Annotated in this window: 12 protein-coding genes; 8 read left to right on the top strand and 4 right to left on the bottom strand. The window is 64.0% G+C overall.

Going from position 1 to position 15292, the window contains the following annotated elements; genetic code table 11:
- Positions 1–95: 95 nt before the first annotated feature.
- Genes LCM4576_RS31790 through LCM4576_RS31815 form a run of 6 tightly spaced genes read left to right on the top strand, consistent with a single transcriptional unit; the run spans position 96 to position 8724 of the window.
- Positions 96–1976, top strand: a complete 1881-nt coding sequence (locus LCM4576_RS31790) for an extracellular solute-binding protein (RefSeq protein ID WP_071036293.1) — start codon at positions 96–98, stop codon at positions 1974–1976.
- Entirely contained in the window at positions 1976–3853 is a 1878-nt protein-coding gene (locus tag LCM4576_RS31795; protein ID WP_071036294.1) for an extracellular solute-binding protein, read from the top strand. The genes LCM4576_RS31790 and LCM4576_RS31795 overlap by 1 nt, the downstream gene beginning before the upstream one ends.
- 30 nt (positions 3854–3883) lie before the next feature.
- On the top strand, positions 3884–4978 hold the full coding sequence (locus tag LCM4576_RS31800; protein WP_071036295.1) for a microcin C ABC transporter permease YejB: 1095 nt from the start codon (positions 3884–3886) through the stop codon (positions 4976–4978).
- The gene (locus tag LCM4576_RS31805; protein WP_071036296.1) at positions 4978–6117 is read left to right on the top strand and encodes an ABC transporter permease; all 1140 of its coding nucleotides are present in this window, start codon (positions 4978–4980) and stop codon (positions 6115–6117) included. The genes LCM4576_RS31800 and LCM4576_RS31805 overlap by 1 nt, the downstream gene beginning before the upstream one ends.
- Positions 6114–7742, top strand: a complete 1629-nt coding sequence (locus LCM4576_RS31810) for an ABC transporter ATP-binding protein (RefSeq protein WP_040986006.1) — start codon at positions 6114–6116, stop codon at positions 7740–7742. The genes LCM4576_RS31805 and LCM4576_RS31810 overlap by 4 nt, the downstream gene beginning before the upstream one ends.
- 40 nt (positions 7743–7782) lie before the next feature.
- Positions 7783–8724, top strand: a complete 942-nt coding sequence (locus LCM4576_RS31815; protein ID WP_071036297.1) for a glyoxylate/hydroxypyruvate reductase A — start codon at positions 7783–7785, stop codon at positions 8722–8724.
- Positions 8725–8736: 12 nt separating this feature from the next.
- Here the strand turns inward: LCM4576_RS31815 and LCM4576_RS31820 are convergent, their stop codons facing one another.
- The 3 genes from LCM4576_RS31820 to LCM4576_RS31830 form a co-directional block, all read right to left on the bottom strand.
- The gene (locus LCM4576_RS31820) at positions 8737–9264 is read right to left on the bottom strand and encodes an AAA family ATPase (RefSeq protein ID WP_071036298.1); all 528 of its coding nucleotides are present in this window, start codon (positions 9262–9264) and stop codon (positions 8737–8739) included.
- A gap of 74 nt (positions 9265–9338) precedes the next feature.
- Positions 9339–9713, bottom strand: coding sequence for a hypothetical protein (locus tag LCM4576_RS31825; protein WP_041008289.1), 375 nt, complete (start codon positions 9711–9713; stop codon positions 9339–9341).
- Between the two features lie 122 nt (positions 9714–9835).
- Positions 9836–10768, bottom strand: a complete 933-nt coding sequence (locus LCM4576_RS31830; protein WP_071036299.1) for a class I SAM-dependent methyltransferase — start codon at positions 10766–10768, stop codon at positions 9836–9838.
- Positions 10769–10982: 214 nt separating this feature from the next.
- On the opposite strand from LCM4576_RS31830, the gene LCM4576_RS31835 reads away from it, so the two are divergent.
- Positions 10983–11993 carry a ligase-associated DNA damage response exonuclease gene (locus tag LCM4576_RS31835; RefSeq protein WP_071036739.1) on the top strand — a complete coding sequence of 337 codons (1011 nt, stop codon included), beginning with the start codon at positions 10983–10985 and terminating at the stop codon, positions 11991–11993.
- Positions 11994–12234: 241 nt separating this feature from the next.
- Complete coding sequence (locus tag LCM4576_RS31840; protein WP_071036300.1) at positions 12235–13836, top strand: cisplatin damage response ATP-dependent DNA ligase; 1602 nt, start codon at positions 12235–12237, stop codon at positions 13834–13836.
- Between the two features lie 155 nt (positions 13837–13991).
- On the opposite strand, the gene LCM4576_RS31845 is transcribed toward LCM4576_RS31840, so the two are convergent.
- On the bottom strand, positions 13992–15188 hold the full coding sequence (locus LCM4576_RS31845) for a hypothetical protein (RefSeq protein ID WP_071036301.1): 1197 nt from the start codon (positions 15186–15188) through the stop codon (positions 13992–13994).
- Between the last annotated feature and the right edge of the window lie 104 nt (positions 15189–15292).

The raw sequence follows: 15292 nt of genomic DNA on the forward strand, positions 1-15292 counted from the left end.
CTGCATGGACGGCGACAAAGGCCGTCCCTTGCGGTTTCCACCGGCGTCAAATGATCTAGATTGCCGGTGAGTAGATTTCGCGACGAGGAGAACGCATGAAGGTTGGCCGCTTTCGCACGCTTTTCGCATCGGCGCTCGCTTTCGCCTTCGCCRCCAGCCTGCAGGCCGGCTTCGCCGATGAGTGGCACACGACCTCCTCGCTGATGGGCGAGTCCAAATACGGCGACAACTTCCAACGCTACGATTACGTCAATCCCGATGCGCCCAAGGGCGGCACGTTGAATAGTGTCGTCGTCGGCACCTTCGACAGCTTCAACCCCTATATCGTTCAGGGATCGCCAGCCTCCGGCTTCGCTCAATTTGGCGGCGGGTTGCTCTACGATACGCTGATGGACCAGGCGACTGACGAGGGTAGCACCTATCACCCCCTGATCGCCGAAGCCTACAAATATCCGCCAGATTATTCCTCGGCTACCTACAGGCTCGATCCGCGCGCCAAATGGCATGACGGCCAGCCGATCACCGCCGACGATGTGATCTGGTCGTTCCAGGTGCTGAAGACCAACAGCCCGATGTACAACCGCTATTTCGAGAACGTGACCAAGGCGGTCGCGATCTCGGATCGCGAGATCGAGTTCCAGTTCAACCAGAAGGGCAACCGCGAACTGYCCCGGATTCTCGGCGATCTCGTCGTGCTGCCGAAGCACTGGTGGGAAGGCACCGATGCCAGCGGCAAGAAGCGCGACATCACCAGGCCGACGCTGGAGCCGCCGCTGGGTTCCGCCGCCTATAAGATCGCCAGCTTCAAACCGGGTTCGGAAATCGTCTGGCAGCGCGTGCCCGACTATTGGGGTGCAAAGCTGCCGGTGAAGATCGGTCGCGAGAATTTCGATACCCAGCGCTTTACCTATATCCTGGACGACAACGCCTCCTGGCAGGCCTTCACCAAAGGCGGGCTTGACGACATCAAGCCGGAAAACAGCTCTCGGCGATGGAATACGGCCTACAATTTTCCGGCGGTGAGTGCCGGCGACGTGGTCAAGCAGGTGTTCAAGACCACCTCGCCGGAACCCATGCAGGCCTTCATACTCAACCAGAGGCGGCCGCTGTTCCAAGACCGCCTCGTGCGCGAGGCGCTGACGCTTCCGTTCGATTTCGAAACGATGAACCGCACACTGTTCTATAATTCGAATACGCGCACCCATAGCTATTTCCAGGGCACGGAGCTGGCGTCGAGCGGACTACCGCAGGGCAAGGAGCTGGAAATCCTCGAAAAATACCGCGACAAGCTCCCGCCCGAGTTGTTCACGCAGGAATTCACGCTGCCGGTCTATGACTCGCCRCAGGCGGAGCGGAAGTACCTGAAGCAGGCGGTCGATCTCTTTGCCCAGGCGGGCTGGGTGATCAAGGGCGGCAAGATGGTGAACGCCAAGACCGGCGCGCCTTTCAAGTTCGAGATCCTCGGCTGGAACGACACCGATCAAGTGATCTCCAGCCCCTGGATCGCCAACCTTCGCAAGATCGGCGTCGACGCCAATTTGCGCATCATCGACCAGACGCAGTACATCAACCGCGTCAACAATTTCGATTACGACGTCATCATCAGCCAGTTGCAGCAGTCGGAATCCCCCGGCAACGAGCAACGCGATTTCTGGAGCTCGAAGGCCGCCGACACGCCCGGATCGCGCAATTATTCCGGGATAAAGAATCCGGTCGTCGACGCTCTCGTGGATCGCATCATCTTCGCCACCGATCGAGACGACCTCGTCGCCGCGACCCATGCGCTCGACCGTATCCTGTTGTGGAACTACTACGTCGTTCCGCAATACTATCGCGCGGTCATTTGGATGGCCTATTGGAACAAATTCGGCATGCCGGATAAGCAGCCCAGCTACCGCGGCGCCGATATCGATTCCTGGTGGATCGACACGGCGAAGGAAAAGGCGCTGGCCGCCAAATACAAAGGCCTCAATTGATGGAGCGGCGGACTTTGCTTCCTCGCCGCGACTTCCTCGCGCTCGGCGCCGCAGCCACTGCCGCGGCGCTGCTGCCGGGCCGGGCCTTTGCCGACACCCCGACCGGCGTCAAGCTGCATGGCCTGTCAGCCTTCGGCGACCTGAAATACAAGCCCGACTTCACGCATTTCGACTATGTCGATGTCGATGCGCCGCAAGGCGGCACCTTCAACTTCTCGCCGCCCAACTGGGGCGCCAACCAGAGCCCGCAGACTTTCAACACGCTGAATTCCTTCGTCCCCAAGGGCGATTCCCCGCAGCGCATGGAAATGTGCTTCGACTCGCTGATGGTGCGGGCGCTGGACGAGCCGGACGCGGTCTACGGGCTGATCGCGGACGGTGTCACGATCTCGGATGACCGGAACGTCTTCACCTTCTCGATGCGTCCCGAGGCGCGCTTCCATGACGGCACGCCGCTGACAGCCGACGATGTCGCCTTCACCTTCAAGCTGTTGAAGGACAAAGGGCATCCGGACTACGCGCTGTCGCTGACGCATCTGGATGACGCGGCGGCGAAGGACACCCACACGGTCGAGCTCAAATTCTCCGGCAAGCAGTCGGCCCGCACCATCCTCAACGTGGTCGGATTCCCGATCCTTTCGAAGGCCTTCTTTACCGCCAATCCGTTCGATTCCTCGCAGCTCAATCCGCCGCTCGGCTCAAGCGCCTACAAGGTCGGACGCTGGTCGGCGGGCGCCTGGATCGAATATGAGCGCGTGGCCGACTATTGGGGCAACGACTTGCCGGTCAATCGCGGCCAGAACAATTTCGGGCGCATCCGCATCGAATTCTACCAGGATCGCACCGCCGGCTTCGAGGCCTTCAAGAAGGGCGAGATCCTCTACCGCGAGGAGTTCACCTCGCGCGTCTGGGCAACGGCCTACGACTTTCCGGCCTTCACCACCGGCAAGGTTATCAAGCATGAGTTCCCGGCCGAAACCACGCCTTCGATGCAGGCCACCGCGGTCAACCAGCGGCGTGAGCAATTCAAGGACCCGCGCGTGCGGCAGGCGATCGCGCTCTGCTTCGATTTCGAATGGACACGGCGCAACTTCTTCTATGGTTCCTATGAGCGCTCGCAGTCCTGCTTCGAAAAATCCGACTTCCGGGCCGAGGGCATGCCGACGCCGCAGGAGTTGGCCCTGCTTGAGCCGCTGCGGGGCCAACTGCCGCCGGAGACCTTCGGAGAGGCGGTGGCGCAACCGCGGTCGGACGGGTCCGGGCGGGACCGCAAGCAACTGAGCGCGGCATTGAAGCTGCTCGCACAGGCCGGCTGGAAACGCTCCGGCGATTTCGTGGTCAACGACAAGGGCGGGCGGCTGGCCGCCGAATTCCTGGTCGACGACGAGACATTCGTGCAGGTCTATTCGCCCTGGGTCGCCAACATGAAGGCCATCGGCATCGATGCCTCGATCCGTCTGGTGGATTCAGCGCAGTACCAGCTCAGGCAATCGACATTCGATTTCGACCTGCTCTCGGCCGCTTTCAATTTCAGCGCCACGCCGACTCGTGACGATCTGGAAATCTTCTTCCACTCGCGCAGYGCCGCCGTATCGGGCTCGCGCAACCTGTCGGGCGTTGCAAGCCCGGCGATCGATGCGCTGATCGATGCCGTCGGCGCCGCCAAGGACCGTGAAAGCCTGACCACCGCCATGCGCGCGTTGGACCGGGCCTTGCGCGCCCGGCGCGATTGGATTCCAAGTTGGTATCTGGCGAATCACCGAAGCGCCTATTGGGACATGTTCGGCTTCCCCGAACAGAAACCCGATTTCGGCTTTCCGGTCGAGGCGCTGTGGTGGTTCGACAAGGGCAAGGCGGCAAAGATTGGCAAAGCCTGACATGACTGTTCGCGCGGGGCCCGTCGCCTGATGGGCGCCTATATCCTGCGCCGCATTCTTCTCATGATCCCGACACTGTTCGGCATCATGGCGATCTCCTTCGCGGTCATCCAGTTCGCGCCGGRCGGCCCGGTCGAGCAGGTGATCGCCCGGCTGACCAACCAGGGCGGCAACGATCGCCTCGGCAGCGGTGGCGGYGACGCCGGCGGCGCTAATTTCGACGTTGCCGGCGATGTCGGCTCGAAATATCGCGGCGCGCAGGGGCTCGACCCCGAATTCATCAAGAAGCTGGAAAAGCAGTTCGGCTTCGACAAGCCGCCGCTCGAGCGCTTCGGGATGATGCTGTGGAACTATATCCGCTTCGATTTCGGCGACAGCTATTTCCGCGATATCTCGGTGCTGAACCTGATCCTGGAGAAGATGCCCGTCTCCATCTCCATCGGCCTGTGGATCACGCTTCTGTCCTACCTGATCTCGATCCCGCTCGGCATTCGCAAGGCGGTGAAGGACGGCTCGACCTTCGACGTGTGGACGAGCGGCGTCGTCATCGTCGGCTATGCCATTCCCGGCTTCCTGTTCGGCATCATGCTCATGGTGCTGTTCGCGGGCGGGTCGTTCTGGGACTGGTTCCCGCTGCGCGGCATCGTTTCGGACAATTGGGATCAGCTCTCCTGGCCCGCCAAGATCGCCGACTATTTCTGGCATATGACGCTGCCGCTGACGGCGCTCGTGCTCTCGGCTTTCGCGACGACCACCCTGCTCACCAAGAACTCCTTCCTCGAGGAAATCCGCAAGCAATATGTCGTGACGGCGCGCGCCAAGGGCCTGTCGGAGCRCAAAGTGCTCTACGGCCACGTCTTCCGCAACGCCATRCTGATCGTGATCGCCGGTTTTCCCRGCGCCTTCATCTCGGCCTTCTTCACCGGTTCGCTGCTGATCGAGAACATCTTCTCGCTCGACGGCCTCGGCCTGCTCGGCTTCAAGTCGGTGATCGACCGCGACTATCCGGTGGTGTTCGCCACCCTCTACATCTTCTCGCTGCTCGGCCTGTTCGTCGGCCTTCTGTCCGACCTGATCTACACCTGGGTCGATCCGCGCATCGACTTCGAGCGGAGAGACATCTGATGGCCGAGGCCGCGATCGAAAGCGCGCCGGCGCGGCCCCGCAGGCCATTTCTGTCGCCGCTCAACCAGAGACGATTGCAGAATTTCAAGGCCAACCGGCGCGGCTACTGGTCGCTCTGGATCTTCCTGTTCCTGTTCGTGCTGTCGCTGTTTTCCGAGCTGATCGCCAACGACAAGCCGATCATCGCCTCCTACAAGGGCGAGATCCTGTTCCCGGTCCTGGTCGCCTAWCCGGAAGAGAAGTTCGGCGGCTTCTATGCCGTCACCGACTATCGCGATCCGGTGATCCAGGACGAGATCAAGTCCAATGGCTGGATGATCTGGCCGCCGRTCCGCTACTCCTACCAGACGGTCAACAACGCCATTCCGGAACCGGCGCCGGCAAAACCGTCCTGGCTTTACGACAAGAAGACCCGCTGCAGCCAGTATCCGCAAGGCGAGGCCGACGAGAACTGCGCCATCGGCAACTGGAACTGGCTGGGCACGGACGACCAGGCCCGCGACGTGCTGGCGCGGGTGCTCTACGGCTTCCGCATCTCGGTTCTGTTCGGCCTGATCCTGACGCTCGGCTCGTCGCTGATCGGCGTCGCGGCCGGCGCGGTGCAAGGCTATTTCGGCGGTTGGACCGACCTTCTCTTCCAGCGTTTCATCGAGATCTGGTCGGCGATCCCGGTGCTCTACCTCCTGCTTATCGTCTCGGCCATCCTGCCGCCCGGTTTCTTCATCCTGCTCGGCCTGATGCTGTTGTTTTCCTGGGTGGCGCTGGTTGGCGTGGTGCGGGCCGAATTCCTGCGCGCCCGCAACTTCGAATATGTCAACGCGGCGCGCGCACTCGGCGTGCCCAACCTCACCATCATGTTCCGGCACCYGTTGCCGAACGCCATGGTGGCGACGCTGACCTTCCTGCCCTTCCTGCTCTCGGGCTCCATCTCGACCTTGACCTCGCTCGACTATCTCGGCTTCGGCCTGCCGCCCGGTTCGGCCTCATTGGGTGAGCTACTGAAACAGGCGCAGCGCAACCTCAACGCCCCCTGGCTCGGCATCTCCGGCTTCATCGTCATCTCGCTGATGCTGTCGCTGCTGGTCTTTATCGGCGAGGCGACGCGCGACGCCTTCGATCCGCGCAAGACGTTCAAATGAGCGAAGCCCTGCTGTCCGTCCAAGATCTGAGCGTCGCCTTCGCGCAGGGYGGCAATCAATCGATCGCCGTCGACCATGTCTCATTCGACATCGCCAAGGGCGAGACGGTTGCCCTAGTCGGCGAGTCCGGCTCCGGCAAATCGGTCTCGGCRCTGTCGGTRCTGAAGCTGTTGCCCTATCCCGCCGCCAGCCATCCCTCGGGCAAGATCCTGTTCAGCGGCGCCGACCTGCTCGCCATGGACGAGAAGGCGTTGCGCGGCGTGCGCGGCAACAAGATCACCATGATCTTCCAGGAGCCGATGACCTCGCTCAACCCGCTGCACACGATCGAGCAGCAGATCGTCGAGGTGCTGCAGCTCCACCAGGGTATGCGCGATCAAGCCGCCCGTGCGCGCACGCTCGAGCTGCTGACCGAGGTCGGCATCCGCGATCCGCAAAAACGCCTCGACGCCTATCCGCATCAGCTCTCCGGCGGCCAGCGCCAGCGCGTCATGATCGCCATGGCCTTGGCCAACGAGCCGGAGCTTCTGATCGCCGACGAGCCGACGACCGCGCTCGACGTCACCGTGCAGGCGCAGATCCTGGAACTGCTGGCTAAGCTGAAAGCCCGCAAGGGCATGTCGCTCTTGTTCATCACCCATGATCTCGGCATCGTGCGCAGGATCGCGGACCGCGTCTGCGTCATGACCAAGGGCAAGATCGTCGAGAGCGGTCCAACCAGGGAAATCTTCGCCAACCCGCAGCACGACTACACCAAGCATCTGCTGGCAGCCGAGCCGAAGGGCAAGCCGCCCGCGGCCGACCCAAGCGCCAAATCCGTCATGATGGGCGAGGACATTAAGGTCTGGTTCCCGATCAAGAAGGGTTTCTTCCGCAAGACGGTCGACTATGTGAAGGCGGTCGACGGGATCGACGTCACGGTGCGCGCCGGCCAGACGCTTGGCGTGGTCGGCGAATCCGGCTCGGGCAAGACGACGCTGGGCCTGGCGCTCGCGCGGATGATCTCCTCGACTGGCACGATCAATTTCAACGGACGCAACATCGACCACCTCTCCTTCAGCGCCATGCGGCCGCTGCGACGCGAATTGCAGATCGTCTTCCAGGATCCGTTCGGATCGCTGAGCCCGCGCCTCTCGGTCTCCGAGATCATCGAGGAAGGGCTGAAGATCCACGAGCCGAAGCTCTCGGCCGACCAGCGCGACGACAAGGTGGTCGCCGTGCTTAAGGAGGTCGGCCTCGACCCCGAAACGCGCCACCGCTACCCGCATGAATTTTCAGGCGGTCAGCGCCAGCGCGTCGCCATCGCCCGCGCCATGGTGCTCAACCCGCGCTTCGTCATGCTCGACGAGCCGACCTCGGCGCTCGACATGAGCGTGCAGGCGCAGGTCGTCGACCTGTTGCGCGGCCTGCAGGCCAAGCATAACCTCGCTTATCTCTTCATCAGCCACGATCTCAAGGTCGTCCGCGCCCTTGCCAATGACGTCATCGTCATGCGCAATGGCCAGATCGTCGAAGCGGGACCTTCCGAGCAGATTTTCAGCAGCCCGCAAACCGACTATACGCGGGCGCTGATGGCGGCGGCCTTCAAGATCGAAACCGCACCGACCGGCGTGGTCAGCGAGTAACCGGACCCGCATTGGCGAAACAGGGAAGAAAAATCCGAGAATGGAAAAAGGCAAAATCCTGCTTGCCGTGACGGCGTTCCACCCGCAGCGCTGGCACCAGCTGCTGGCGGCCGAGCGCGAGGTGGTGCTGGAGCCGGCCGGCGCCAGCGACCCCTCGATCGCCTACGCAGTGGTGTGGAAGCACAAGCCGAACCTGCTCTCCGGGCTGCCCAATTTGCGCGCCATCTTCTCGGTCGGCGCCGGGGTCGACCACATCTTCGCCGATCCCGGCCTGCCCGACGTGCCGATCGTGAGGGTCGTCGCCGACAATCTCACGCAATACATGACCGAATATGTCGCCTGGCGGGTGCTCGATCACCATCGGCACGGCATGCTCTACCGGGCACAGCAGCCGAAGAAGACCTGGCACGAGCCGCTACAGCGGCCGGCCGGGGACATCTCCGTCGGCATCATGGGGCTCGGCCATCTCGGCCGCGCGGCCRCCTCGGTGCTCTTGTCGCTCGGCTTCGCCGTGAACGGCTGGTCGCGCACCGAGCACCCGATGGAGGGCGTCTCGACCTATTCCGGCGAGGCGGGGCTGATCCCGTTCCTCAACGCCACCGACATCCTCGTCGTGCTCTTGCCGCTGACGCCGCAAACCCGGGGCATCGTGAATTACGGGCTGCTCAAGGAACTGCRCCGGCGCAACGGCCTTGGCGGCGCCGTGCTGATCAATGCCGGGCGCGGACGCCTGCAGAAGGACGCCGACATCGTGCGCGCGCTGGACGACGGCACGCTGAAGGAAGCGAGCCTCGACGTGTTCGAAGTCGAGCCGCTGCCGAAGACCAGCCCGCTGTGGAGCCATCCGAAAGTGTTCGTCACGCCGCATGCGGCGGCCACCTCGGACCCGGCCCATCTGGTGCCGGCCATGCTTCGGCAGATGGATGCATTCGAGCGCGGCGAAAAGCTCGAGAACCTGGTCGACCGCGAGGCTGGGTACTGATTGCAGACTCCATCATCTGGTCAAATCCCAAGCATTGAAGCGCTGCTTGATTGYAGTCACAGAGGATAGCCTCAGCTTCGGCAGATCGAGCTCGTCGAACATGGCGCTATAGCGCTTGCGATTTCTCGGCTGCACCACGGCGATATGATGGATCATGTCCCATTTGATGCTGTCGCGCCCGCCTTCCAAGGCGCCGAGCCGGCCGGTCTCGAACAGGGACCGGCGAAAGTAACGCAGCAGACTGACGGGCRTGGAGACATCCAGCAGGATCAGGCCCGTCGCCCTCCGAAAGCGCTGCGGTATGCAAATCGAGTAGTTGCCATCCATCACCCAGCGCTCGCCGGCGATGGCTGCATCGTGCAGGGCGATGAATTCATCCCTTGAACGCGGCTCCCAGTCTGTATTGGGCAGATGGTGAAGCACGTCGAGGTGAACGGCTTCCAGGCCGCGCTTGCGCGCGATCGCGTTGGCAAGGGTGGACTTGCCGCTGTTGGACGGTCCGAGGATACAGATGCGGTCGCCGAGRTCCGAGAGATTCATCGAGGAGACTTTCACGCACGGTCAAACGCTCGGCGATCCGCTCAAGCRCCAAACGAATATCGAATGTCGGCTTCTCAGGAAGGCTTCGCGCCGGGCAGCCCGAACGTCTCCTTCTTCTTCGGCTTGCCACAGTCGCGGCGCTCGATCGAGCGGTTCATGGCGTCGATCTCGCCGCTCGCCTTGTTGCTGGCGCGCTGCGTCTTGGAGCGCGTGTCGGGAATGAACGGGCCGAAGCCCATCGCCGGATTGGAGAAGCTCGGCTTGGCGGTGACGGGCAGATTGTTCTGCCGCGCCAGTTGATTGCGCTGCGCCAGCAATTGGTCGCAAGGCACATCGTCATATTGCAATGAGGATTGGACGTCCTCGTCCTGACGCTCGGCCATCGACGTGCCGCCGACACAGCCGGCAACCGTCAGGCAGGACGCCAACACAACCATGGTCCAGCGCATGGATCCCTCCTTAGGGCAATTCCAGGAAAGGGCTTTCCGTTCGGAATTGCGCAAAACACTTGGGTCACCGCCCCGCGCTACCCCGACCATGCCATTCAGGCTTTTTCGCAGCAAGGTCCGGATCATGYGGGTGCCGGCTTCCTCACCTCGAGGAAGCCAGCCACGACAGCCAGGCCTTCGACCGGATCGCGCCGGTCGTGCCGGATAATCACGCTCTCCAGCGACAGGACCGCGAGCCCGTTTGYCGTAAGCAGACGCCGCGCATAGGCCTCGGAGTGGGCATAACGCCGCGACGGCAGAAGGGCGAAATCGCCGCCGCCGGCAAGCGTCTCGAGCGAAAAGGCGAACAGGCCGTCCTCGGCAAGCATGCCAGCAACGGCGCCGACGATTCGGTCGAGGGCGCCGAGATAGATGAACACGTCGGYCGCGGCGACGAGGTCGGCCCTGTCGCCGGTGTGGGAGAAATTCTGGAGATCGACCTTGGCCAGCCGGTCGTAGATGCCCTTGGCCTTCGCCTTCCTCAGCATGCCGGCCGATATATCATAGCCCTCCAGCCGGTCGACGAAAGGGCGCAGCCTTTCGCCCAGCAGGCCGGTGCCGCAGCCGAGGTCGAGAGCCAGACGGAACCGGCCGGGCCTTGCCTTGCTTATGGCGCGCCAGAGGAAATCCGGCAGCCCATAGCCGAGCTTCCCAACAAGCGAGTCCTCGAAACTGTCGGCATAATGATCGAACAAGGTCTCGACAAAGGCGCTGGGCGGAGTTGCGGCCGCCGGCGCCTTGCCGATCAGCTCGAGCTTCAGCGCAGCGCCGAGACGGTCCGCGGGCTCCACCTTCAGCGCCATGGCCCAGGCTTGCGCGGCCTGGTCGGGCAGGCCAGCCGCTTCCTGCATCTCGCCGAGGCGAAACCAGCCAGCGGCCCATCGCGGCGCCAGCTCCAGCGCGCCAAGCAGAAGTTCCGCCGCCTGCGCGGGCTCGCCCGACGCGAGCAGCATCTCGGCGAAATCGGCGCGAYGGTCAGCAGTCAAATCGCCCGACGAGGCCTGGAGCGGTTTCATTCGTGAAGAATCCCACCGGCGCGGCTGGCCGGCGAAGTGTTCCATAGCATGATCCCGAACCGAAGGTCAGCGACCCGAAAAATGGGAACCGGCTTTCGGAGAGAGATCATGCTCCAACAAGGAGTTGGATCGTGATGGCGCGCCATCCCAAGACGAGTCAGCAGTCTCTTGCAACGGGCTTCCCGCGGCCAATTTAGTCACTATGTTCAAAGCCATGCGCGCCAGCGACCTGCTCAAATCCCGGCCGGAGGGCCTCTACTGCCCGCCCGGCGATTTCTTCATCGATCCGGTGCGGTCCGTCGAGCGGGCGCTGATCACGCACGGCCATTCCGACCATGCACGCTCCGGCCATGGCTCGGTGCTGGCCACGCAAGAGACGCTCGACATCATGGGGCTGCGTTATGGCGAGGATTTCGCCGGAACGACGCAGGCCGCAAGCCTGGGCGAAACACTCGACATCAACGGCGTCGCCGTCACCTTTCATCCGGCCGGGCATGTGCTGGGCTCGGCGCAGATCTGCGTCGAGCACCAAGGCATGCGCATCGTCGCCTCCGGCGACTACAAGCGCCAGAAGGACGCCACCTGCCTGCCGTTCGAGCTTATCCGGTGCGATGTCTTCATCACCGAAGCGACCTTCGGCCTGCCGGTGTTCCGCCATCCGCCGGACCGCGACGAGATCGCGCGCGTGCTCAAATCGGCGGCGCAATTTCCCGAACGCTCGCATCTGATCGGCGCCTATGCGCTCGGCAAGGCGCAGCGCGTGATGCGGCTTTTGCGCGACGCCGGCTACGACAGGCCGATCTACATCCACGGCGCGCTGGCGAAGCTCAGCGACTATTATCAAAGCCAGGGCGTCGATCTCGGCCATCTCGAGCCGGCGACGGTTGAAAGCGGCGGCAAGGCCGATTTCGCCGGCGCCATCGTCGTCGGGCCGCCCTCGGCCTTCGCCGACCGCTGGGCGCGGCGTTTTCCCGATCCAATCTCCTGCTTCGCCTCGGGCTGGATGCGCATCCGCCAGCGCGCCAAGCAGGGCGGYGTCGAGCTGCCGCTGATCATTTCCGACCATGCCGACTGGGACGAACTGATCGTCACGATCAAGGAAACCGGCGCTGAGGAAATCTGGGTCACGCATGGCCGCGAGGAGGCGCTGGTGCGCTGGTGCGAGCTGGAGGGCATCGCGGCGAGGCCGCTGCATCTCGTGGGATACGAGGACGAGGGCGATTGATGGTGTTTTTTGATCCAGAAATCGCCACCGCCGCGATCCTTCACACCCCCCTCTGGCCTGCCGGCCATCTCCCCCGCAAGGGGGGAGATCGGATGTCGCGACGGGTTTCGCCAACTACCAGCGTTGCAGGATGTGCGGCAAGGCCGAAACTGCCAATCTCCCCCCTTGCGGGGGAGATGTCCGGCAGGACAGAGGGGGGTGCCTCGGGCCGAGTTTGGCCATTGGCCTGGTCCTCATCCCCATGAACCGCTTCGCCGAGCTCCTCGACCGTCTCGTGCTGACGCCGTCGCGCAACGGCAAGCTGACGCTGCTGACCGACTATTTCCGCGCCGTTGAGGACCCCGATCGCGGACTGGCGCTGGCGGCGATCACCGGCGATCTCAACATCGCGGCGGTGAAGCCGGCGATGTTGCGCGCGCTGGTGGTCGAGCGCATGGACCCGGTGCTGTTCGGTTATTCCTATGACTATGTCGGCGACCTCGCCGAGACCGTGTCGCTGGTCTGGCCGCAACCGCAAGGGCACATCCCCAATCATGTGCCGACGCTTGCCGAGGTGGTCGGCAGGATGCAGGCGGCAAGCCGCTCGGACGGGCCCAAAGTGCTGGYGCGGCTGCTCGACGACGCCAGCATCTCGGCGCGCTTCGCCATCATCAAGCTGGTCACCGGGGGCTTGCGCATCGGCGTGTCGGCGCGGCTCGCCAAGCAGGCGCTGGCCGACCTCGGCCAAGTCGACGTCGCCRAGATCGAGGAGCTCTGGCACGGCCTGACGCCGCCTTACACCGCGCTGTTCGCCTGGCTGGAGGGCCGGGCGGAAAAGCCGAAGAGCGCGGCGCTCGCGCTGTTTAGGCCGGTGATGCTTTCCAATGCCGTCGATGACAACGACCTCGAAAAGCTCAACCCGGCCGATTATGCGGCGGAATGGAAGTGGGACGGCATCCGCGTGCAGGCGGTGTGCGAAGGCGGCGTCCGCAGGCTCTATTCGCGCACCGGCGACGACGTGTCCGGCGCCTTTCCGGACCTTGCCGCCGCCATGAATTTCGAAGCGACACTGGACGGCGAGCTCCTGGTGGGCGACCCGCGCGAGGCGACCGGAACCTTTTCCGACCTGCAGCAGCGGTTGAACCGCAAGAGCGTGTCGCCAAGGATCCAGCAGCAATATCCGGCGTTCATGCGCTGCTACGACGCGCTGCAGATCGACGGCGAGGATCTGCGCGCGCTGCCCTTCGCCGAGCGCCGCAAGCGGCTCGAAGCCTTCGTCGGGACGCTCGATCCCAGCCGCTTCGACCTCTCGCCGCTGGTCGCGTTCGCCGACTGGGAGACGCTGGAGCGGCTACGCCAGGCGCCGCCGCATCCGATCATCGAAGGGGTGATGCTGAAGCGCTGGGACTCGCCCTACCTCGCAGGCCGACCGAAAGGGCCCTGGTTCAAATGGAAGCGCGATCCGCACACCATCGATGCGGTGCTGATGTATGCGCAGCGCGGCCACGGCAAGCGCTCCAGCTTCTATTCCGACTACACATTCGGCGTCTGGTCCGGTCCGGAGGGATCGGAGGAGCTGGTCCCCGTCGGCAAGGCCTATTTCGGCTTCACCGACGAGGAACTGAGAGAGATCGACAAATATGTGCGCGACAACACGATCGAGCGTTTCGGGCCTGTACGCTCGGTGCGCGCCGACCGCAGGAACGGGCTGGTGCTGGAGGTAGCGTTCGAAGGCCTCAACCGCTCGACCCGCCACAAATCGGGCGTGGCGATGCGTTTTCCCCGCATCTCACGGCTGCGCTGGGACAAGCCGGCAGCGGAAGCCGACCGCATCGAGACGCTGCAGGCGTTGCTGGATCGGTAGTCGTTCGACGTCGGCGCCTCACCCCGCGCCTTCGGCGCGACCTCCCCATCAAGGGGAGGTAGGGCGTAGCGCCAACCCCTACCTCCCCTTGATGGGGAGGTCGGCGCGAAGCGCCGGGTGGGGTGCTGCGCCTGCGTCGACAGGTAAAGGCGCGATCACTGCGCGATCGAGACGYGGATCTCGTAAATATCGACCGACTTGCCCTTCTGGTCGAAGTCGGAATTGACGGCGATGGTGCCGGCCGCGCCGGGGTGCTTGTCGGGGAACTGCACGTCGAACAGATATTCGTTACGCTCGTGGCCGACCGCATAGCGCTTGCGGCCGCAATCGCCGAAATCGCCGAAATTGCAGTCGACCGAGATCTGCGTCTCCTTGCCTTCTTCCGAGCGGGCGACGATGTCGAACATGGCATGCTTGCCGGCAAGCTTCTCCAGCACGCCCTGGCCGACATCGAAGGCGATGGCCGAACCGGACGCGCCCGAGCGGATGCGCAGGAACTGGCCGGTATCGTCCTTCATCACCTCGGCGGCGGCATCGGAAGGCGCGCTGACATGGGTCGGATCGGCGGGCGAGAAGACGTTGATCCAGTTCTTCGACTGGTCCGCCTCGCCCGGCTTCTGCGGCGAGCCGGGCTCGGTCGGCTGCGAGGAGTCCTCGTCGTCCAGCGTCGGCGTCGGTTCCGGCGGGCCGGTGTCGAGCTCGGCTGCCGTCTTGAAGACCCCGTTCTGCTTGGCGAAATAGAGGCCGATGCCGGCGGCCGCGAGCAGCGTCGCCACGACGAAGATCGCGGTGAGCGGCAGGCGCCGGCCCCTGATCCGCCGCTCGTCGCGGTCGGGCGCGACCTGGGCGCCATTGCCGACGGGAGCGCCCGGCGAATCATCGAGCGTCGGCGCGTCCGGAAGCGCCGTCTCGTCCGGCATGATGTCGGGCACACGCGGCAGCACGCGAGACCGCGGCTGATCCGAGGCATCGGGCTGCACCGGGCCGTCGACGGTGATCGAGGGCGAGGGTGCTGATTGCGACGGCGGCCGTGGCGCGTCGACCGACGGCGCGGCCGAGACGGCCGGCGCCTCGACGCGGRGATCCGGCGCGCGATTGCCGGCCGGCGCAATGTTTTCCGGCGGCAGCGTCACATCGGGGACGGCCGGCAGGAACTCCGATTCGATCTCGGTGATCTTGGCCTGCACCGCCTTGCGGCGGCCGATGGCGGCCTCGACGGTGACGTTCGGATTGGCCTGCAGAACGCGGTCGAGCGCGGCAAAGGCCGATCGATAGACCTTCTCGCGGAACGCCCGGTCCTCGGCATTGCCTTTCTCGAAGGCATTGCGGATCGCTTTCTCGATGGGGTCCAAGCGAGCTCCCTCTGCGCGTTCGCTCCCGGTTGTCTGATCGTTAGCCGCGGACGACCAATCAATCAACGGCGAGCGGCTGCCTTGCCGGCCAAAGTCATTTCGGC

This window comes from Mesorhizobium sp. LCM 4576, from assembly GCF_001854815.1.
Lineage (GTDB): Bacteria > Pseudomonadota > Alphaproteobacteria > Rhizobiales > Rhizobiaceae > Mesorhizobium > Mesorhizobium plurifarium.